The sequence below is a fragment of the Dictyobacter sp. Z7_2 genome (assembly GCF_057551105.1).
On sequence record NZ_BAAJPE010000001.1, the window covers coordinates 2,930,080 to 2,950,702 of the forward strand.

Below are 20,623 nucleotides of genomic sequence, written 5' to 3' on the forward strand. Positions count from 1 at the left end.
AATGAGTGACTTAGATAATCAATACCTGGCTGATAAGCATGTCTCGCTGGCAGCCCATTTTCCGGCAGATTTTCTCTGGGGAGCGGCTACATCCTCCTATCAGATCGAGGGTGCGACTCAGGAGGATGGGCGTGGGGTGTCTATCTGGGATCGTTTTTCCTCAACTCCTGGCAAGACATATCGGGGAGAAACGGGCCAGATCGCGATCGATCACTATCATACGATGAAGCAAGATGTAGCCTTGATGGCCGAAATGGGGTTGCGAGCTTATCGTTTCTCCATTGCCTGGCCGCGTATTCTACCAACGGGGACGGGAAAGGTGAATCAAGCTGGCCTGGATTTCTATGATCGTCTGGTCGATGCCTTATTGGCGCAAGATATTCAGCCTCTGGTGACGCTCTATCATTGGGATCTGCCACAGGCGTTGCAGGATCTTGGTGGCTGGGTGAATCGTGCGACGGCTTATGCGTTCGCGGATTATGCCGAGATTGTGGCACAGCATTTAGGCGATCGTGTTGAGCGTTGGATTACGCATAATGAACCATGGTGTACCGCGTTTCAGGGCTATGGCAATGGACTTCACGCTCCGGGCGTGGCGGATGTGCCATCGGCCGTCGCTGCGGCTCATCATGTGCTCTTGTCGCATGGATTAGCTCTGCCACGCCTGCGAGCGACGCTCAAAGAGACTGCCCAGATTGGTATCGCTCCCAACCTTTTTCCTGTTTATGGTACCGATGATTCGCCGCAGACGCAGGAGCGCGTCGAGCATGAGATTGATTTTAGGAATCGTTGGTTTCTTGATCCGGTCTTCAAAGGACAGTATCCGGAAAAATTCTTTGCCGCGCTTAAGGTGTCAGGCCCTCCAATAGAGGATGGCGATATGGATTTGATCAGCGCCCCTATTGATTTTCTGGGCATCAATTATTATAATCCAGTACGTATAGGTATTGTCGCTAAAGATGATGGACATGGCGCTCTGGTGCGTACCCGAGAGATATTGGAACCAGAACCAGATGTGATCAGTACTGATATGGGATGGGAAGTCTATCCGCAAGGATTAGCTGACCTCTTTACCTGGTTGCAGAAAGATTATACTGGTATCCATGCTATTATAATTACAGAGAATGGTGCAGCTTTTCCTGATCATCTGGAATCAGGGGGAACAGTAGTCGATGTGTTACGAACACAGTATTTGCAGGGACATATCCAGGCGATTGCCGATACCATCGAGCGGGGAAGCAGTGCACCAATTATTGGATATTTTGCCTGGTCGTTAATGGATAATTATGAGTGGGCAGAAGGTTATAGCAAGCGATTTGGCCTTGTATATGTAGATTACCCGACGCAGAAACGCATCATCAAAGAGAGCGGTCGCTGGTATGCAGCTTTTCTGGCATTGCAAAGACCAGTGGAAATATGATTAGATAATCAGTAGGAAAGCAGAAACAGTTTGGTCTGGTAAATATACATCTATCTGGCTCCTCACACGCTTACTACTTGTAAGAGATCGAGGAGCCTTTCATCAGCCAATGGCTGCTCTATGACTTTCACTTCGAATGCATCAAACCATGCAGGAATAGTCAGGCTTGACGCCTTGATTGCTATCTAAGGGAGCCAGTCATGAGTGAAGTAGAAAAGTTACGGGAGAAGATTGCACTAGAATGTGAGGCGATGCACCATATTATGCATAATTTTGCTATTGTCGCGAAGCACGAAATTATTGCGCACCACTACGAAGCGATAGCGGATTATCAAACGCAACTCGAAACGCTCGTTGGAGATGAAGCAGCATCGACAATTACAGTAGAAACCTATATCACAGCGATGGAACCAGGAGCAGTCTAGAGAGAAGAGGCATCCGATGGAATGTAGAATCGGTTGCGGCGCGTGTTGTATCGCGCCATCAATATCCTCTCCCATGCCTGGCATGCCAGATGGCAAGCCAGCAGGGGTGCGTTGCGCCAATCTGAGTGCAGACAATCGCTGTAACCTCTTTGGTAAGCCCGAACGTCCCGCCGTCTGTCTGGCATTTCAGGCCAACCTCGACACATGTGGACAATCCTCAACCGAAGCCCTCATCATCATCACGCGTATGGAACGGCTCACTAAACCGTAGCGTTAATGCATCAGAGCAATCGCGAATAATCCTGCGATCCCCAGTGCATAGAGGAGAAGCACCACTAACGAATCGATACCCATACTCAATATTTGACGCCTGGGACGGAAGATCAGTCCGTAGATATAAATGGTTGTGAGTAGGATGCCTAAGCCAGCCAGATAGATGTCTGTGTTCTGAGCCAGAGGGAGGACCGCTTGTCCTGAGAGCAGGGTGGCGAGCAGGAAGAGGACTGGCAGGAAAGCATTTCCCCCAAAGATGTCGCTAAAGGCCAGATTGTAGGCTCCTGCTTTGACCGATTGCAGGCCGGTGGATAACTCTGGTAGTGAGGTGGCGGCGGCCAGAATCGTGCTTCCGAAGAGGACACCACTGAGTCCAATATGTGTTGAAATCGCATCGCCGCTCTCTTCAAGTATCACGCCGGCTATCAGGGTGACGACTGCTGCTGCGATGAAGACCAGTAGCAAGCGGGAACTGCTCCATTTCTGTGTGGTGTCTTGTGTTTTATCTCCATGTTTTTTTGGTCGGGTATCTGGTGCATGGCCCTTTTCCTGCCAGGGCAGATCTGTGCGAGCTTTATCGAGTAGCCAGACGCCGGCGATCCATGTGATGACGATCAATAGCTCACCAGGACCGATACGAGCGAAGACAAGCGATTTGGGCAATTGCGTCGACATGATGGAGACAATCAGCACCGCAATTACCAGGACCCCTTCGAGAACCAGTTCAAGAGATGCCGACACGTAACTTAATGCATTTTGGCGCTTTAATCCGAAGATATCGAGCAGGACCAGGACCACGGTCTGTATCCCAACGCCGCCGAGAATGTTGCCGATGGCGATGCCCAGATTATGTGAGAGTGCGGCACTGGCTGTAATTGCGATTTCTGGTAGATTGGTCGCTATGGCCAGTACAATGATGCCACCAAGTGCTTGTCCGAATCCGAAGCGTGAAGAGAGCACATCAGTTGTATTAGAGAGTTGAATACCAGCTATCCAGACGGCCGCTGCAGCCACCACAAAGAGCAGCAGGAGAGGAATAATACCTAAAGAAGTAAACACAAGCGTATCCTTCTGGAAAGAGGCGGTGAGCCGGAATTACTCTTGTAGATTCCTGGCTCTAAAACATTGATCGGTGTTGCCTGCGAGCCTCTTTCCGTCATTTCTTACTGATACGTAATTTGATCGGGAAATGTAACAGAATATCTTATGGAGAGGGTTTAGACCTACTTTCTTTAGAAAGATGCCCTTCTGACATATGTACCAGATCCCGGGCTATGTTCCAAAGATTAGGACTACCCATGCCTGTGGCGAGATCGTATCCTGGACGAGCCGGATAGTACAGGTTTGTGCCTAGCGTAATATCGTGGTAGGGAGGATACATCTGTGGCGTATTATACAGGTTATAGAGGGTTATAATGGCATTTCCTAATCCTCCGGTTGGAGTCTTTTGCTGGAGATACTGATTAATATCCGCTGCCATTCCTGCCCAGAGAGGAGCGGCGGCACTGGTCCCACCAAGGACTCCCCAACCAGAAGTGCCGGTAGCGGTACAGGTAGCACAGTAGACGGAGTATCCTGGAAGGGGACTCGCATTGGCAGAGACGTCTGGTAACATACGGTAGATACTTGTCAGATTGGGTCCACTCTGGAAACTGTGGCGGAAGAAATGCGTACTGAGACCACCACCACTCCCATTTCTTAGCGGAGGGCTTTGGTTGTGGCTTGAGTCCGTCCAGGCAGTCTCACTCCCATAAGTGTTAGCTGCTCCTAGATGCAGGATGGTGCCTCCGACACCAACGACATAGGGATCGTTAGCGACCGAATCTACCGCAATGTTCTCTGTGCCACAATCATAGGCTCCCGCGTCTCCACTGGCCGCAAAAAATGCCTGCCCCTGAGCTGCCCCTTCCTCAAAGATTGCGTTAAGTGCATCAAGTCGTGCGCGCACAACCTCCAACTCGCATCCCCCCCAACTGGTTGTTACGACTTTTACAGTATTGTCTGTGACAATTTTATTATAGAGATTCATCTCTCCAGACAGGGAATTTGGGCCAATGTACACGTTTTGCCGAGCACCTGGTGCCATAGCTGAGGCTAATTCCATGTCCAGCGCTGCCTCCAATGAATCGTCGGTAATTCGATTAGTGACGCCATCAACCAGGATAGGAGTGTACTTGGGGGCACCGAGTTTGTAATGTTGCAGATAGGTATTGATATCCGACGGATTATAACCAGCTAGCTCGACGATTCCGATGGTTTGTCCTGTTCCATCTGCTCCAGCTGTAAGTAATGGTTGTACATTGTAGGCTGTACGGATCTCGTTTGGAGTAAAACCACTGATTGGATCAAGTCTTCTGTACATTGGGTTATGCTTGATACGATTTATGACAGGATAGAAATGGACGACATTATTTAGTCCACCGATCAGTTGTATGGAGTGAAGCAGCGGTATTGGGAGCATAGGGTCAAAAACGGGGGCGTAGACAACACGACTCTTGACCTGATAGTTATCAAGCTCAGTTTGAAAAGCTTGTTGTACAGTTGCAACCGTCCCTATTATATTTACAATTAAGTGATTCGGTGCAATTGATAGTACTGAGAAGTGCTCGTGATGTAAGTAAGACACGACGGTATTGATCGTTGCCTGGGTCGGACTGAACTGAGCGATAAAGGCTTGAGGAGTGAGAAAGTGATGATATTGTGGTGACTTTGGATCAGATTGAGCCAGCAACAGAGCATCCAACTTTGGCTGGTTGCGCAACTTCAAGTTAATGGTGAGCTTGAGTTGTTGATTCGGATCAGTTAAACCGAGCGGCTGTGCATGCTGAAGGACTGGCACCAGATGGCCGGGAATTCTTTGCATTCCGAAGGGAGCCTGGATGCTCTGAGCCTTAACGTGCTCAGGACGATTGTGTGAACAAACGAGGATCATTGTTAAAACGAAGAGCAAAAGATAAATGCCAATACTGTGTGTAATATGCCGATAGGTTGACGTGTTGTTCATATAAACCTCCAGGCAACCTTGTCAAAAAAAAGAAATATTTGCGTTATTTCTTCATTTTTTGATCAATGCGGAATCTTTATGCCTTTTTATTATTATAATGCAATTTATTGAAATTGTAATAATAAAATATGGATAGATGAATCATTTGCATGTATAGATGTGTCTGACCCAAAAAACACTGGAGGTAAGTCGCCAGGCAAAAATTTCTATGAGAACCTGTACCCAAATTATGCCAACTTGAATAAACCTTTTTCTAGCAGCGGTGCCAGTCCCTCATCCATAATTTTATGATGAGCAGCTGAAGCATCTTCATCAGGTCGCGCAGTCATCACAAATATGAGATCAAGCTCAGGGAAGCAGGCGATGATTTGTCCACCATAACCGATCGCATAGAAGGCGTCATAGCCATGATAATGAGGAAGATACCAGCAGTAGCCGTAGCCACTGCCTTGTGCGGTTGTCTGATAGGGATGTAAGGAGGCCCGGATATATTCTGTGGGGATAATCTGTTGCCCATCCCACATTCCCTGGCGCAGGTAGAGATAACCCAATTTCGCCATTTCCCGCGTCGTTAACTGGAGCCCATACGCGCCAATCACATTGCCTTGCCGCTCTACGCTCCATAACTGATCACTAGCATCATCCCACAGCCCATAAGGATGAGGAGTATCTGCCACCGCTGTAGCGTGTTTCCAGGGATAAATGGATCCTTGTTCATCATGCCAGATGCCTAGAGGGTCAAATAAATATTGCTGTGCAAAGTCTGCGGTTGGCATACCAGTGATACGTGCGAGAATGAGTGAGATCAGATGAATGTCGATGTCGTCGTATGAAAAGACTGTGCCGGGTTTGTGTATGATTGGACGGCTCAGTATCTGCTCAAGAGATGTCGTGCGTTCAAGGAAGACGGCCGGCGATCCCTGGAATGCAAAACCACTGGTGAGGCTGAGGAGATGGTGCAATTGAAGCGCTTGCTGCTGTTCATGTGCATCTGATGAGACATATTCGGGGAAAAAGGTATCGATGGATATATTGACTGTTTCAAGGAGCTTTTGTTGTAATGTGATGCCTACAAGCGCTGACGTAACGTTTTTCGTGATTGAGTTGATATTGTGATATTTATGCTGTCCACCTCCGTGATAATATTCTTCAAAGATGATAGAGCCAGCATGCACAATTAGAATGCTATGAGTCCTTTCCTCTTCCTGTGCATATTGGTGCAGTAATTTGAAATTTTCTGGATCAATGCCATCTTCTTGCGGTGTGATGGTTCTCCAGGCAGAAGTGGGCCAATATCTTTTTCGTTGCTCCATAGTGAATTAGGAACCTTTCCGACTGACTGTCTATAACGAGTGTAATTTATTTTTGCCATGGGTTGTTTCTAATAGATAGATAAAGTATACTGGTAAAGTAACTAGCAAAACTTCTCTGGATAGGCTTGTGCGGTAGCCGTGTGTGTAAGGAAGCTCCAATAGGTGCCGTTCGACTCGGTGCCGGCCTAGACATGAGGCTGTCCAGAGCAGTATTTCTAACCATTTATCTCTTCATTAATTTGGGCATGGGTTATTGGGTCTTTGGGGTGAGGATGACAACTGGAATTTCGCGTGCCGTTTTTGTTTGGTAAGCGGCAAAGTTTTTAAATTGGCTGGTTACCATCGACCAGATACGTGCTCTCTCTTCTGAATTGGCCTTGCGTGCCGTGACTTTAAGTACCTTTGATCCAACCTGTATTTTTGTATCGGGATTGGTTTGCAGATTGCGGAACCACTGAGGATCCTGAGGTGCTCCCCCATAAGATGCAATTAAGATATAATCGTTGCCATCTCTTGTATATTGCAGAGGTGTCGTCCGTTCCTGTCCGCTTTTTCTTCCGGTTGCCATAAGTAGGAGGAAATGTATCTTCCCTATACGGGATCCTATGGTACCGTTTGTCTTGCGATAAAGGCCGATGTGCGTTTTTGTGATAAACCTCTGGAGACCTGTAGTACGGTTTGTTTTAACTACCTGACCGTTTGCTGACATTGTTTGAGCTCCCATAAACGCTTTGATATAAAATATCCAGCATATATATATGCATTTCTTCACAAGCAGGATCTTATGAACTGCAACTATATTGTAGCATGTCTTGCAGGAAAATACCTTTTCTGGCAATGCTTACCAGGCATCTTTGTTTCCAGGTGTATATTTGTAACTAATATATTGATTTAGTGATTATAGTGCATTATAAGATATAGTACAAATAATAATTGTAATAATAAAATGTCAATATCACGCTTCTAATTTTCTTTATTATACTATTATAGTGTCTGTGATATTTTTAGATGTAGGAGAAATATATGAAAAGAATTTTTTTGCCAGGAAGCTTTCGTGGTTTTATTGCTGTGATGCTGCTCTGTAGTGTAATGATGGTTGCCATTGTGGCTGTTCTACCTCTGCATTCCCATGCTGCGGGGCATTATTTCTCACTTGATCCTGCTGATAGCTTTGCTGTGCTTGGAGCTACGACTGTGACAAATACCGGGCCAACTTTAGTTAAAGGTGATCTTGGAGTGAGTCCGGGGCCTTCATGCACTGGATTTCTCTCTCCTTGTACCGGTGGCCCCGGCGTTGTGAGTGGATCAATCCATGTGGCGGATGCTGCGGTTGCGCAAGCTCAAGCGGATGCAACGAGCGCTTATATGTCGGCTGTGAATCAAACGTGCACAACCACGTTTCCACCAATTACAGATATCGGTGCGATGATTCTCACGCCAGGAGTGTTCTGCTTCCCATCTTCAGCTGGCATAACAGGTACTCTTACTCTCGATGCTCAAAATAATCCTGATGCCACCTTCATCTTTAAGGTTGGCAGTACCCTTATCACCGCCAGTGCTGCTAAGATTGCATTAATCAATGGCGCTCAACCTGGTAATGTCTTCTGGCAAGTTGGTAGTTCTGCTACATTGGGGACGACAACCAGTTTTGCTGGTAGTATCGTGGCGCTGGCTTCGATTACTGCTACAACTGCTGCCACGTCTAGTTGTGGCTTGTATGCTCTCAATGGTGCGGTGACTCTCGATTCCAGTCTCATTCAAACGTGTTCGTCTGCTGTGCCGCCACCATCACCCTGTAAATGTGCACTTTTGCTGCCATCTCCGCTTGCTCGTTCCATACCGTCTTCTATCATCATTCCTTCTTAGGTTAATTGTAGTTGACGAGAGCAGTGGCAATAAAGAACGTTTAGTGACTGATAGGGAGCATTACTCTCAATTCTCAATTTTGCTGTTCGCGTGATGCTCCCTGCTTTGCTGATAACCTATTTCTATGCTGCACGATTTTAGGCTAGACGCGCTCTAGCGGTTGATGAGGGAGGGGCGGTAATACGATGCGAATCGAGTCACCGGGTCGGATGATACCTCCTGTGAGCACAATGGCCATGATACCAGCTTTACGGATAAGTTTTCCGTCTGCATCACGATCGAGGACGGCAGACATCAGACCTTTCTGAAAGTGGTCAAGCTGGGTGCAAGGATTTCTGAGGCCGGTAATCTCGATCACGGCTTCCTCTCCGATGTGGAGTAATGTACCAGTAGGTAGCGCGAGTAGATTGATGTTCCGTGTAGTAATATTCTCACCCATCTGTCCGGGCGAGACGCTGAAGCCAGCGTCCCGCAGTTCCCCGTGTAGTTCTTCGTGGATGAGATGTACCTGGCGCAGATTGGGCTGGGTTGGGTCAATAGCTACACGTGAGCGATGCTGGACTATCGTGCCTAGATGTGCATCTCCCTCAACCCCCAGCCCTTTCAATAACGTGATGCTGTCCCGATTTGGCTTGCTGAAAGTATGATCGGCGTGACAACTTACCGCTAGCACTGTTCCTCTACTAGAGTCCATTCCATCTTTGATGAACATACTGCCACGTTCTCCTTAGATCTCTCCTTAATTATGGTGTCACCGCTTCTTTATAGCGGCGCAGTATGTCAAGATGCTCGTCAAGCGATTTGAAGTTGGCGTTCATGGTGTTAAGGGTGATATGAGTGGCCCCTAATGCTTCCCATTGTGCGGTTTCACGTACCAGCGTGTCCAGATCGCCTTCGCCTGCACTGACACGTGCTTCGATGCCGAGTGAGCTACGCTCGCGCCCGGCTTCCTCGAGGTATCTGTATAAGCGCTCAAGTGCTGCACTCATCTCGCTGGTGGGAGAACCAAGCGGAAACCAGCCATCGGCGATACGGGCAGTGCGTCGCAACGCGGCCTCCGAGGAGCCTCCTGTCCAGAGAGGGATGTTGTGGCGTACGGGAAGTGGATTAATGCCTGCTTCAGTGACGGTGTGATACTTTCCTTTGTATGTGACGACGTCTTCGTTCCATAAATGGCGTAGGAGGTCGATTTGCTCATCCATGATACGTCCACGCTGTTGAAAATCGACTCCCAAAGCCTCGTACTCAACAGGATTCCAGCCGACTCCAATCCCTAAGCGGAACCTCCCATCGGTAAGTATATCAACCTGAGCTGCTTGCTTGGCTACCAGAGCCGTCTGGCGTTGAGGTAAGATAATCACGCCCGTGACTAACTCCAACTTTGTTAGCGCGGCCAGATAGCCAAATAGCACGAATGGCTCGTGGAACATAGTCTTGTGTGTATATCCTGTCCAGCCGGGACGGTGGGCCGGATCGGCTCCCAGGACATGATCGTAGGCTAACAGGTGGCGATAGCCCATCTCTTCGACTGCCAGTGCATATGTGCGTATGGCTTCTGGGTCTGAACTAATTTCAGATTGCGGAAAAGTTACACCGATCTGCATATATCCTCCCGATATAGTATGATGTTATTTAATTATATGAGCGAAGCAGCCGCTTGAGCGCGGCGTTAACGGTCGCTTTTTACATTCCACTAAAGAAAAACAATGTGAGACTCGTTTTTGTTCCAGTGCGGCAATGAGGTGTCAAAAACAGTATATAATGCGTTAATATTATGATTGGTAGCAGAGATCGATCTTCTAATGTGTCCCCTTGACAGCTTTGAGATAGTAGATGAGCACAGATGTCTGGATTATCTTTCTTATAGTATATAGAATGGCAGGGAAAAACATTGTACCGTATTATTCTGGATACCGATCCCGGTGTGGATGACGCATTGGCACTTTTTTTAGCCTTATCTTCTCCTGAAATACAGCTTGAAGCTATTACTACAGTCAGCGGAAACGTCAATGTAGAGCAGACAACGCACAATGCTCTTGCTCTGTTGACGCTGGTTGGACGGACCGATGTTCCGGTTGCTCGCGGGAGTAGTCATCCTCTTGTGCGGGCACCAGTGCACGCTACTCATGTTCATGGTGAGCGAGGACTGGGGAAGGCGATACTGGCAGAGCCAACTGTACAACCTGTAGCACAGCATGCCGTTGATCTCATCATCGAAAAGATCCTTAACCATCCTGGTGAGATCACTCTGGTCGCCATCGGACCACTTACCAATCTGGCCCTGGCGCTGCGTCATGAGCCACGTATCGCTCAAGCCGTACGCGAGGTTGTCTTAATGGGAGGCGCTCTCCGCACTCCTGGTAACGTCACTCCGAACGCCGAATTTAACATTTATGCCGATCCACACGCTGCTCATGTGGTCATGCACGCGGGCTGGCCGATCAGGATGGTTAGTCTGGATACTACCAATCGAACTCCTTTTACGCGCGTGGCGGCGGATGCCTTTGCGCAGGGAGAGAGTTCTGTCAAAACCTGTATACGACAGATGTTGGATCATTATTTCAACGCGTTCGCAACTCCCTCTGGCATAAAGGATTTCCATATGCATGATCCACTCTGCTTGGCTGCAGTCTTCCAGCCAGATCTGATCACCTGGGAGCCCGCTTATGTCGATGTCGAACTCAACGGTACTTTGACATTGGGTGAGACCGTTGGCTATTTTCATATCCCAGAAAGTCTGGAGGCCAACGCGCGCGTATCGGTAGAAGTCGATGCAGAGCGCTTTATCCAACTCTTCATGGAGCGCGTTGGACATACCTTTCCCTGATAGTATGCTTCGTCTCCTGCAATTTTACAATCTGGCTGGATTGCTCGTCGCGTCCGATCCTTCTCTCCGCTCGGATGGCGTCGGAAGGAGAAAAGTCCTTCTTCCAGTTGGGGCCGGGACGATTATGGAGTGAGGCTCCGCTGTAGGCAGCAGCATGGATGAGATGCAGATGGCGCGCTCTATTGAGATTCTTGTACTAGACATGAGAAAGCCAGATGATGTAGGATTGTGCTACCCGCTTTCTGTAGTGAGAAGGGGAATAAGAAGAAGAATAGATAAAGGGAAAACGTGACGGATGAATTTATATGATACTTCATTGTTTGCTTCATCTGCGACTGAAAAAATAGGAGTAGGATTTCATAACATTGGGAGTGGAGTCCTACGCGCCTCAAATCCTCTGGTGGTCCACAAAGTTGAAGCGCATTATGGCGAGCGCTGTGGACATATTCCTTTGCATTGTCAGAGGGTGCGTATTCTGGTGACTGAGCATACTCCTGACATTGCGGCTCAGATCGCGTATCTGAGCGATCTCTTCGGGAAAGAGATGCGGGCTGTGACGGCAACCGAACTGCGCGAGGAGCAGCAGCACGAGCCAGAAAATCCAGCCCTGGTTGTGCCTTACATCAATGTCCCGGAAACGGAACAGTGGATTCAATCCGAGTTTGCATCGCATTCGTGGGGACTGCCAGGAAAGATGGTCTCACTACTTAAAAATAAAGCTGATTTTTATAATTTGCTTGATGAATATGATCTACCCGGTTTCCAGGCACCAGAGTATCGCATCACAGATATCGACAACCTCCAGCAAGCGGCGTCGGAATTTCTCACCACGTTGGAAGCGATGTATACCGAGGCCGATCTGGTACAGTATCCGCTTGGGTTGATGATGCGTGCCTCCGAGTCCGATGGTAACTATGGCTGTTGCTTGCTTTATGAGGTCAATGGCTTGATCACGTTGGTGCCAAATGGTGTTGTGGAACTGACACGCAGCTATACAACCTGGGCAGAGGGTTTGGAGATCTCTCAACAAGTCCTGCTTGAAACGATGGACCCGCAAAAAGAGACACGTGTGGTACTGAGTCGCTATATTGAATTTTCTGACTCCCCAGGTATGTCGATGGTTATCATGCAGGGACATCTCGAATCGCTGCGCTGGAATGGACAATTGCAAAAAGCTGGCAGTAAAGCATGTATTGGGACGGGTAACTATCAGCCGCAGGATTGTACCATTGCACGGCTGCAACAGACCTACGAGGATCAGACCATTGCCTGCTTTGAGGACCTGCTAAGACAAACAGCGCAGAAGTGCGATCTCGACTTCTCAACGCTGCATGGGCTCGCAAATATAGACATCATGGTACCAGGTCCGCTAGAAGAACAACTCCAGAAGCAACGTGGACAAAAGCCGATACTCTACGTGGCCGAATGTAATCCTCGCTGGACCAACTATACGGATGCTATCATGAGCATTCTCGGAGCCAATCGCAAAGAACCAACGATTAATAATATGCGTACAACTATCCAGGAAAGACTTCAGGCGATTGATAAATACGACCTGCCAGCGCAGGTAGATCCCAGGCGCGTACGCGACCGCATCGTTGCGAAAGATCTCCAGCTCAAAAAGACAGGCACCAGGATTATCTGTCGCATGACACAGACGCCGTTAGGTGTCATCTTCGCAGGAGATATCGAACAGGCTCAACAAGAGCTGGCAAATATTGTGCAAGCGTTGGCGTAAGCACACGAGAAGATAAATGATCGAGCATAAGCATTTCTGATCTGCTACTCAGTAGGGGAGCAGATACAGCTAAACTTTAAGTTGGAGGCTCTGCTCATCCAGGCTAAATTTTGCTTAGCAGTAGAGCTTAGTCATCGGTGTTCCAAGTGGCTGTGAGTTTATAGCCAGGTATTGGATCATCTTTTATCTCGCCCCATCGTCGGTTGGCTGGCAATGGATTGGTATCCTTTTCTAAATTTAGGGTGACTCTTACAAAACGTCTGCCTTTGAGTGCATCCTGATGTTGCGCTTCCAAAAATCCTTTTGATTGACCAAGGGAGGTGCTGCGCATGGCATCGAATTCAGGGCTTCCTCTATGATAGGTTTTTTCGCCAGTCTCGAATCCGCTACCATCATTTGTTCTGGCGAAGAGATGTGGAACAAGGGCGCGTGTATCTGTATTCGCGACCTGGCTGTCTTTCCAGGTAGTAAGATCGGCGGCATCAGATTGTTTGGTGCCGCTTTGTTTGAGCGCGAGGCGGCGTTGATGAAATACTACTTCTGAGAAGGAATAGTCAAGTGAGCGGTCCTTTGTATTGACCGCACAGTTGATTTGGTCGCCGTGAGCACTCATTTTGTTGATAAAGTAGCTGGGGTTCTCGCTATCTGTACCACTTACATGTACTTTGTAGAAACCTTCGCTATCGGGTGTTTTATCCACTTCATGATTAAATAGTGCATTAAATTTATTTGTTGTATCCAGATCTTTACCAACATGTTTTTCTGCTTCGTCTACAAAAACTTTTTCTTTATCACGTCCTTTTTTTGCCGCCTGTGCAAGTTCTGGTGATAAAGTACCGTCATAAAGGCCTTTGTTCTCTTTAACCCGCTCTGTGAGCCTATTGAGCTCCTGTATATTGGCTTTGAGATTCCTTTCAGCTCGATAGCGCCGCTCGTGGCCAGACTTTCCTGTCATAACCTTAGCCAAAGTATCACTATCCTTGGTAATACGTTCCAACTTTTCCACGATTTCTGTCTTATTTAAGCTACCGGCTGGACTCTTATCAGAGATACCATCCAATGCATCCTGAAGAGCTTTTGTTGCATCGGCGCGTCTCTCTGTGAGTTCTTGAGCACGTTCTTTTTTATGTGGTTTATTTGCAGGGTCACCCTCCAACATGGTGCGATAGAGATCATCTTTGCCTTTCTTTCCGAGCAAAGTTTGGAGCCATTGCTTTTCTTTTGAAGTTTGCTCTGACGTTGAAGCTTGTTCTGTATAGGTGCGGCTTGTACCAGGACGGAGTAGATCAGGGGTGTGTGTGCTTGCGGATGGAGCGTCCTTGACTTCCGTCATTTTACCTGTATCACTAGCACTGCGGGGTGTTTTTTTCATTGGTTCTCAAAAATCCCTTCTTGATGATATCCATAGAGGCGAAGCTGTGGGCAAGATGCTTGCTCATAATAAGGTGTTCCATATGAGGAAATAGAGTGAACGTCAACCTGATAGATATCTTAAGTCATTTTGGTGTCTGGGGCAAGGTGCTGTTGGGAGAAAATGATGGGGGATCAGCTGGAGTGGTGACCCTCTCCAGGCCGATCAAGTGCAATAGAGATTGTATATAATTGCCTTAGTCTATCTTGAATAGAAAGCGAGCTAACCAGCCAATTCCTCCTAGTGCGGCGAAGAGTTCGAGGGTACTGATGTTGGCTGTGATGTGATCGGTTGATACTAAATAGAAGGCTCCGATCTTAAATGTGGCGAGGACAAGAAATAGCCCCAATCCAATCCATGCTGGCAGCGTTGCCATCAGGAGCGCTTTTTGCCAGGAGCGATAGCCGAAACCGATCAATGTTGGTAATATATAGAGTAGCAGGCTGATTACTGGCGCGATGCTGGCTGGATATGGTCCGTTGAGCGCGGTCGATGAGGATGGTGGGAGTAGGCGTGTCCAGAGCTCTGCCGGTACGAGGGCTGTGGTGACCAGTATGGTGTCTAGAACGATGATTGTAATCAGCGCTATCTTCTGGTAGCGCATAGCTTTTGTCTGAGGTATGCTTTCTTGCAGCATATGCATCTCTCTCTATTTCTTTGTTGTTGGGATTGTAAGGAGTCCCAGCTGGTATTTCATCATTAATATACGTTGAACTGACTCGTCTATTCTTGATTGTGTAATCGCCCCGCTCTCAATTGCCTCTTTGATGCCAGTGACCATGGTGGCAAGGTCATCTGCACTGTTGGCTCCCATGATGATGTCTGAACCGGCTTCAACGGCGGCGATGGCGGCCTGCTGCGGCGTATAATATTGTGAAATGCTGTCCATGGTCAGGCTATCGGTCATGATGATACCCTGGAATCCCATTTCTTTGCGGAGAATATCTGTGACCAGTTTGGATGAGAGGGAGGCTGGTTTGTCTGGATCGATGGCTGGCACAACTTCATGCGTGACCATAATGGAACGTACTGCGCCGCTCTTAATCAGCGTACGGTAGGGAGCCCAATCGATGTTCTCCAGGTCGCTCCTGGTGCGTTGAAGCGATGGGAGTCCTGAGTGCGGATCTGTGCTCACATCTCCCAGCCCTGGAAAATGTTTGAGCGTCCCAATTACTTTGCCGCTTTGTTGTAGGCCTTGTAAATACGCGCCCGCCATGGCGGTGACGGTGGTGGCATCGCTGCCATAGGTTCTTCCGTCGAGATGGAGTTCGGAGTCTGGATCGTTATCGACGTCGACGACCGGGGCCAGGTTGATATTAATGCCATAGCTTGCCAGGTTTGTGGCTACCTGTGTGCCGGATGCCTGGGCTTGATTGGGATCATTGGTAGCACCAATGGTCGCTTCGGATGGTTGGGCTCCATCGAGCTTGCTTAGACGATCGACTGTACCACCCTCTTGATCGATGGAGATGCCCATCGGTAGGATTGGGCTGGCCTGTTGGATCTGGTGCGTGAGTGTTTTGAGTTGCTCCTGGTCGATAATGTTCCCATTGGCATAGAACAGTAAAACTGATCCTACATGATATTGTTTGATCATTGTATCCAGGGAGATCGAATAGTCAGGCCCGACAAACTGAACCATCATCATCTGACCAATCTTTTGATCCACCGAAAGCTTGCTGACGATCAGCTTGATATATTGTTGTGGCGTCAGCGTGTTGGCGTTTTGTGAGGATAGAGGATGACGCGTGATCTCTTCGAGGGCTTTTGTATTCGCCGTATCAGCTGGATTTCCATAGAGAATATAATTCCAGCCCTGGGCACCTGTGAATTGCCATGCACCACGAGCGACACTCTGTAGAAGAATAATGCAGAGCATTGCGATAAATAAGAGAGACTTTTTTCTGGAGATACCGGTTCGTTGTTGTTTTAATGCTTGACTGGTCTGCGCCTGCCGATAAACTGGCACGCGCCATGTGACTATCTCTGAAATGTCACGTGCGAAATGGGAAAATCTTCCTGATTGAGAACTTGCCTTGCCTGTACCTGGTCGTGAGGGAGGTGGAATTGGCATTGGCTGGGTTGGTATCTGGTTTTCCTCCAGGATAATAGCATCGACTATTACCGTCTCCATGCTGGCCAGACGCTCTTGCAGCCCTCCTGGTCGCTCTGTATCACGATCATTATTCATCGATTAGCGATCACTTTCAATAAATATAAGTCTATATGGAGTCAATGAAAAGTTCCCTGGTCCTATAGATAAAAGTGTCCTGAATATATATAGATACTAATGATACTATCGATTTACTTGCTGAAATGTCACATTTTCATAGATTTCTACCGTATTGTATATTCCTCTCCCCATTCTCGCATTAGGAGCAGGATAGGTCGCAAGCTTTGGCCGAAAGGAGTTAGCGAATACTCTACCTTCGGTGGCACCTGAGGATACACTTTGCGCTGAACAACACCATCTTCTTCTAACTCTCGTAGTTGTAAGATCAACATACGATGGGTGATACCCTGGAAGGAACGTTGCAATTCATTGAACCGTTTAGTTCCTGAAAGCAAATGGTACACAATTACGCCCTTCCATTTGCCTCCAATTACATCTAGCGCTGCCTCCACAGAACAAGCAGCATGGCAATCATATGCGCCCTTCTTCATATAGTATCTTCTCCTTTTTCAAAGTCTATTTTTGATACCATATCACAAAAATGTGCGTACTTACAAAAGCTCTTCTGCCCTGATATAACTAGAGCAGATCTTCATACGAAGAACTTTCATCTACCAGTATCGTACACGTTGGAAGAGTTTTTGAAGGAAAAGAGAGGAAAAATCAATGGCAGTCTATTTTGTCCTTGATATCGAGAAAGTAAACGATCAACAAAAGCTGGCCGAATATAGTCAGCGCGGTGTAGAGACAATCAAACAGTATGGAGGAAAATTAGTGGTGATAGGAGGAGCGCCGGAGGCAGTTGAAGGAAACTGGCAGCCGCAAGCGGTGGCGATCCTGGAATTTGAGAATGAGGAGCACTTTAAACGCTGGTATTCCTCGCCCGAGTATCAAGAGGTGATATCACTGCGCTTGCAGGGGGCGACCTCGCGGGCAACGCTCTTACAGGGAGCTTAAAGTAACCCGTGAAGCACTTGTCCGCATCTTTGCCGAAGCTACTCCGGCAGGAAGCATTCTGCCACGGCTTGCTAACATTACCTCTCCAACTCTCCTGATCAGGGCAGATGTCGCTCTTGGGACAACGTTGGATGCTACTGCGTGGGAACAAGCAAAGCTGTATTTATCTACCCGCAGCCGGGCTGTTCGGATTGATGGGGCTTCCCATAATATCCATCGTAGTAAATTCGATGAGTTTATGCAAGTTGTGAACGATTTCCTACCTTTATCTTCAATTTGATTGTGTCTTGAAACCTCATATCAATCCAGGATGAGTGTGGATTGTAGCAGATTGACGCCAAAGTGGTAGCCAATTTCGCGATAATCCTTGATGGACCAGAAAGCCAGTTCGCAGCGCTTGCCGACCTCGATGCTGCCGATCTGATCTTGCAGCGCGAGGGCGTGTGCGCCGTTGATAGTGGCGGCAGTGAGCGCTTCTTCGAGCGACATGCCCATGGCAGACATTGCGAGTCCGATAATCATCTGCATATTTTCGCAGTAGCAGGTGCCTGGATTAAAGTCGGTGGCGAGTGCGACTTTGAGCCCGTGATCGATGAAGCGGCGCGCTGATGGATAAGGTGTGCGTAAGGTATAGGAGCAGCCAGGCAGGAGGGTGGCGACAACATTGGCTGCGCTCATAGCGTCCAGGTCGGAGTCGCTGGCGAAGTCGAGATGATCGGCGGAGATGGCTCCTACTTCTGCGGCCAGTTGGCTGCCTCCCGAGGGACTGAGCTGGTCGGCGTGGATTTTTAGTTTGTATCCCAGTTCCTGCGCACGGGTAAGGATGCGGCGGGTTTCGGCGACGGTATAGGTTTCGCGCTCGCAATAGACATCGCAGAAGCGAGCGAGAGCAACGAAAGCTGGCAGCATTTGCTCGACGATCTGATCGACGTAGAGCTCGCGTCGATCGCGATATTCGGCCGGGATGCTGTGGGCACCTAAAAATGTCGGCACGAGACGCAGTCGTTGTGGAGAGGCTGATCCAGCTTCGTGTTCGTTGAGGTCTTTGATGAGGCGTAGACAACGCTCTTCGGTCGCGAAATCTAATCCATAGCCAGTTTTCACCTCCACTGTTGTGGTGCCGAGCGAGCGAATAGAGTCCAGTCGAGCATGAGCTGACTGCATCAGCGTTTCTGTGCTGGCGTTACGTGTGGCCTGGACCGTGGTCAGGATACCACGTCCCTGAGCAAGTAGGTCGCCATAGCTTTTGCCGTCGCGGCGCAGATGAAATTCTCCAGTGCGCTCGCCTGCGAAGATGAGATGTGTATGAGAATCAACCAATCCAGGCGTGACAACTGCTCCATGAGCATCGATGATCGTTGTTGATTGTGATGCTTCGCCTGCCCTTCCTATAGCCGAAGAAGGAGCGGCTTCAAAGGTGTCGTGTGAGAGAATTTGTTCGGCTTCATTATCGGGACCTAACCAGACGATCCGTCCGTTGTGAACTGCTAAAGCGGCGTCGGAGATTACCTGAAGCGTGCCACTAGCTCCAACAATCGCTTGCTGGGAGACGGTGACGAGTTGTCCAATATGGCGAATAATAGTGCTGGCCTGGATTGGCATCTGGCTCGAAGTGCTCATCGGCATATACTCCTTGTGACGTATCTCTTTTCTGAATGATGAAAACTTACTCTATGTTGATGAAGGCTCCTTCTCTGACTGCCTGTGAGAGCTTCTCTATATCGGGCGAGAGCACGCGATCTTCCTCTAAGGTGGTAACGTATGAGCGTACGATCTCCTGGGCCTGCTGGACACCTGATCCAGGTTTGAGTGGTAGGCGGAAATCGAGGAGCTGCGCAGCACACATCAGTTCAATGGCGACGATCTGCTGCGTTTTCTCAACCACGCTACGGGCTTTATGCGCACTTGTGACTCCCATGCTGACAAAGTCCTCCATGCCGGCGGAGGTCGGAATCGAGTCGATGCTGGATGGATGGCATTGCACTTTGATTTCACTGACGAGGGCGGCCGCTACATATTGTGGAATCATCAAGCCTGAATGGAGTCCGGGAAATGGTGTCAGAAAGAGTGGCGTCTTTGATCCTTCATCCTCCCATTCGTGCGGCCCCACCAGACTGTAAATGCGTCGCTCGGCAAAGCCGGAAAGCTGCGCCAGCGCAATCGCCAGCATGTCTAGAGCCAGGGCCAGAGGCTGACCGTGAAAGTTTCCTCCGCTGAGTACCGCGTCATCTTCGGGAAAGACGAGTGGATTGTCGGTGACGGCGGCCAATTCGCGCTCGAAGATTGTCGTGCAAAACGTCAGGGCATCGCGTACGGCACCGATCACCTGAGGGGCGCAACGCAGCGTGTAGGGATCTTGTACACGAGCGCAGTTCTGATGGCTGGCGTTGATCTCGCTATTCTGGACCATATGGAGCAAGCGTGCCGCGCTGATCAACTGCCCCGCTTGTCCTCGTAACTGATGGATACGTGCATCGAGCGGGATATGACTTCCCATCAGTCCTTCGATACTCATCGCGCAGGCCACTTCAGCGGTTCTGATAGTGTTCTCCGCGTCAAAAATAGCGAGAAGCCCGATGGCCTCCATCAGATGCGTGCCGTTGATCAAAGCCAGTCCTTCTTTGGCCTGGAGCTTGAGTGGCGTCAGATTGGCATACTCCAAAGCCTCCAGTCCGCTGCCACGCTGACCGTTGTAGATAGCTTTGCCTTCACCAATCAGCGTCAGGGCGAAGTGAGCGAGCGGAGCCAGGTCGCCGCTGGCTCCGAGCGAGCCGCGTGATGGGATGATTGGATAGATGTTCGCGTTGAGCATTGCCACAATGGTCTGGACGATCTCTACGTGAACTCCTGAATGCCCACGTGCCAGACTGGCCGCCAGCAGGAGCATCATGGCGCGTGCGACCTCTTCGGCCAGCGGCTCACCGACTCCAGCGGCATGGCTGCGCAGCAGATTATATTGTAGCGTGCCGAGTTGATCGGTTGGAATGCGGATTTTACTCAGATGTCCAAATCCGGTGGTGACTCCGTAGACCTTCTGTCCCTCGGCTGCCATGCGATCGATGACCTGGCGGGCCGCCTGGATACGTTGCAGCGCCTCGTCACTGACCGTGACGGGGACGTGATGACGTGCGACCGCCACGACATCTATCAGCGTCAGGGCATCGCCACGAATAGTGACCTGAGCAGGAAGGTCGTAAAAAGAGTTTATTTCCATCA

General features: G+C 49.0%; 20 protein-coding genes. 8 read left to right on the plus strand and 12 right to left on the minus strand.

The genetic code is table 11. The features are described 5' to 3' along the window. Position 1: 1 nt before the first annotated feature. From AC27N8_RS11630 to AC27N8_RS11640, 3 genes are all read left to right on the plus strand, one after another. On the plus strand, positions 2-1,420 hold the full coding sequence (locus AC27N8_RS11630) for a GH1 family beta-glucosidase (protein ID WP_487067097.1): 1,419 nt from the start codon (positions 2-4) through the stop codon (positions 1,418-1,420). A 200-nt stretch (positions 1,421-1,620) separates the two neighbouring features. Beyond that, positions 1,621-1,845: a hypothetical protein gene (locus AC27N8_RS11635; protein WP_487067099.1), complete on the plus strand. Its 225-nt coding sequence runs from the start codon at positions 1,621-1,623 to the stop codon at positions 1,843-1,845. Positions 1,846-1,861: 16 nt separating this feature from the next. Further along, the gene (locus tag AC27N8_RS11640) at positions 1,862-2,116 is read left to right on the plus strand and encodes a YkgJ family cysteine cluster protein (protein WP_487067101.1); all 255 of its coding nucleotides are present in this window, start codon (positions 1,862-1,864) and stop codon (positions 2,114-2,116) included. Positions 2,117-2,118: 2 nt separating this feature from the next. Here the strand turns inward: AC27N8_RS11640 and AC27N8_RS11645 are convergent, their stop codons facing one another. The 4 genes from AC27N8_RS11645 to AC27N8_RS11660 all read right to left on the minus strand — a co-directional run bounded on the left by AC27N8_RS11645 (position 2,119) and on the right by AC27N8_RS11660 (position 7,144). Further along, positions 2,119-3,177, minus strand: coding sequence for a sodium:calcium antiporter (locus tag AC27N8_RS11645; protein WP_487067103.1), 1,059 nt, complete (start codon positions 3,175-3,177; stop codon positions 2,119-2,121). A 145-nt stretch (positions 3,178-3,322) separates the two neighbouring features. Next, positions 3,323-5,122 (minus strand): S53 family peptidase, encoded by a 1,800-nt coding sequence (locus tag AC27N8_RS11650; protein WP_487067105.1) that lies wholly within the window; start codon positions 5,120-5,122, stop codon positions 3,323-3,325. A 227-nt stretch (positions 5,123-5,349) separates the two neighbouring features. Beyond that, the gene (locus AC27N8_RS11655) at positions 5,350-6,435 is read right to left on the minus strand and encodes a serine hydrolase domain-containing protein (protein ID WP_487067107.1); all 1,086 of its coding nucleotides are present in this window, start codon (positions 6,433-6,435) and stop codon (positions 5,350-5,352) included. A 250-nt stretch (positions 6,436-6,685) separates the two neighbouring features. Beyond that, positions 6,686-7,144 (minus strand): nitroreductase family deazaflavin-dependent oxidoreductase, encoded by a 459-nt coding sequence (locus AC27N8_RS11660; RefSeq protein WP_487067109.1) that lies wholly within the window; start codon positions 7,142-7,144, stop codon positions 6,686-6,688. 314 nt (positions 7,145-7,458) lie between these two features. Here AC27N8_RS11660 and AC27N8_RS11665 point away from each other — a divergent pair, with 314 nt between their 5' ends. Beyond that, complete coding sequence (locus tag AC27N8_RS11665) at positions 7,459-8,301, plus strand: ice-binding family protein (protein ID WP_487067111.1); 843 nt, start codon at positions 7,459-7,461, stop codon at positions 8,299-8,301. Positions 8,302-8,443: 142 nt separating this feature from the next. On the opposite strand, the gene AC27N8_RS11670 is transcribed toward AC27N8_RS11665, so the two are convergent. Next, positions 8,444-9,013: an MOSC domain-containing protein gene (locus tag AC27N8_RS11670; RefSeq protein ID WP_487067113.1), complete on the minus strand. Its 570-nt coding sequence runs from the start codon at positions 9,011-9,013 to the stop codon at positions 8,444-8,446. A 31-nt stretch (positions 9,014-9,044) separates the two neighbouring features. Then, positions 9,045-9,905: an LLM class F420-dependent oxidoreductase gene (locus tag AC27N8_RS11675; RefSeq protein ID WP_487067114.1), complete on the minus strand. Its 861-nt coding sequence runs from the start codon at positions 9,903-9,905 to the stop codon at positions 9,045-9,047. Positions 9,906-10,192: 287 nt separating this feature from the next. Here AC27N8_RS11675 and AC27N8_RS11680 point away from each other — a divergent pair, with 287 nt between their 5' ends. The 3 genes from AC27N8_RS11680 to AC27N8_RS11690 all read left to right on the plus strand — a co-directional run bounded on the left by AC27N8_RS11680 (position 10,193) and on the right by AC27N8_RS11690 (position 12,866). After that, complete coding sequence (locus AC27N8_RS11680) at positions 10,193-11,128, plus strand: nucleoside hydrolase (protein WP_487067116.1); 936 nt, start codon at positions 10,193-10,195, stop codon at positions 11,126-11,128. After that, positions 11,109-11,261, plus strand: a complete 153-nt coding sequence (locus AC27N8_RS11685; protein WP_487067118.1) for a hypothetical protein — start codon at positions 11,109-11,111, stop codon at positions 11,259-11,261. Before AC27N8_RS11680 ends, AC27N8_RS11685 begins: the two co-directional genes overlap by 20 nt. A 162-nt stretch (positions 11,262-11,423) precedes the next feature. Further along, positions 11,424-12,866 (plus strand): hypothetical protein, encoded by a 1,443-nt coding sequence (locus tag AC27N8_RS11690; protein WP_487067120.1) that lies wholly within the window; start codon positions 11,424-11,426, stop codon positions 12,864-12,866. A gap of 127 nt (positions 12,867-12,993) precedes the next feature. Here AC27N8_RS11690 and AC27N8_RS11695 read toward each other — a convergent pair whose 3' ends face one another. The 4 genes from AC27N8_RS11695 to AC27N8_RS11710 all read right to left on the minus strand — a co-directional run bounded on the left by AC27N8_RS11695 (position 12,994) and on the right by AC27N8_RS11710 (position 16,941). Beyond that, the gene (locus tag AC27N8_RS11695) at positions 12,994-14,238 is read right to left on the minus strand and encodes a hypothetical protein (protein ID WP_487067122.1); all 1,245 of its coding nucleotides are present in this window, start codon (positions 14,236-14,238) and stop codon (positions 12,994-12,996) included. Between the two features lie 235 nt (positions 14,239-14,473). Then, positions 14,474-14,920 (minus strand): hypothetical protein, encoded by a 447-nt coding sequence (locus AC27N8_RS11700; protein WP_487067124.1) that lies wholly within the window; start codon positions 14,918-14,920, stop codon positions 14,474-14,476. Positions 14,921-14,926: 6 nt separating this feature from the next. Next, complete coding sequence (locus AC27N8_RS11705; RefSeq protein ID WP_487067126.1) at positions 14,927-16,468, minus strand: glycoside hydrolase family 3 protein; 1,542 nt, start codon at positions 16,466-16,468, stop codon at positions 14,927-14,929. Positions 16,469-16,614: 146 nt separating this feature from the next. Then, positions 16,615-16,941: a winged helix-turn-helix transcriptional regulator gene (locus AC27N8_RS11710; RefSeq protein WP_487067128.1), complete on the minus strand. Its 327-nt coding sequence runs from the start codon at positions 16,939-16,941 to the stop codon at positions 16,615-16,617. A gap of 175 nt (positions 16,942-17,116) precedes the next feature. Between AC27N8_RS11710 and AC27N8_RS11715 the strand changes: the two genes are divergently transcribed. Further along, positions 17,117-17,407 (plus strand): DUF1330 domain-containing protein, encoded by a 291-nt coding sequence (locus tag AC27N8_RS11715; protein WP_487067130.1) that lies wholly within the window; start codon positions 17,117-17,119, stop codon positions 17,405-17,407. A gap of 300 nt (positions 17,408-17,707) precedes the next feature. Here the strand turns inward: AC27N8_RS11715 and hutI are convergent, their stop codons facing one another. Together hutI and hutH are read right to left on the minus strand one after the other, a co-directional pair. Then, complete coding sequence (gene hutI, locus AC27N8_RS11720) at positions 17,708-19,027, minus strand: imidazolonepropionase (protein ID WP_487067132.1); 1,320 nt, start codon at positions 19,025-19,027, stop codon at positions 17,708-17,710. 46 nt (positions 19,028-19,073) lie between these two features. Further along, positions 19,074-20,621 (minus strand): histidine ammonia-lyase, encoded by a 1,548-nt coding sequence (gene hutH, locus AC27N8_RS11725; RefSeq protein ID WP_487067134.1) that lies wholly within the window; start codon positions 20,619-20,621, stop codon positions 19,074-19,076. Positions 20,622-20,623: the final 2 nt, after the last annotated feature.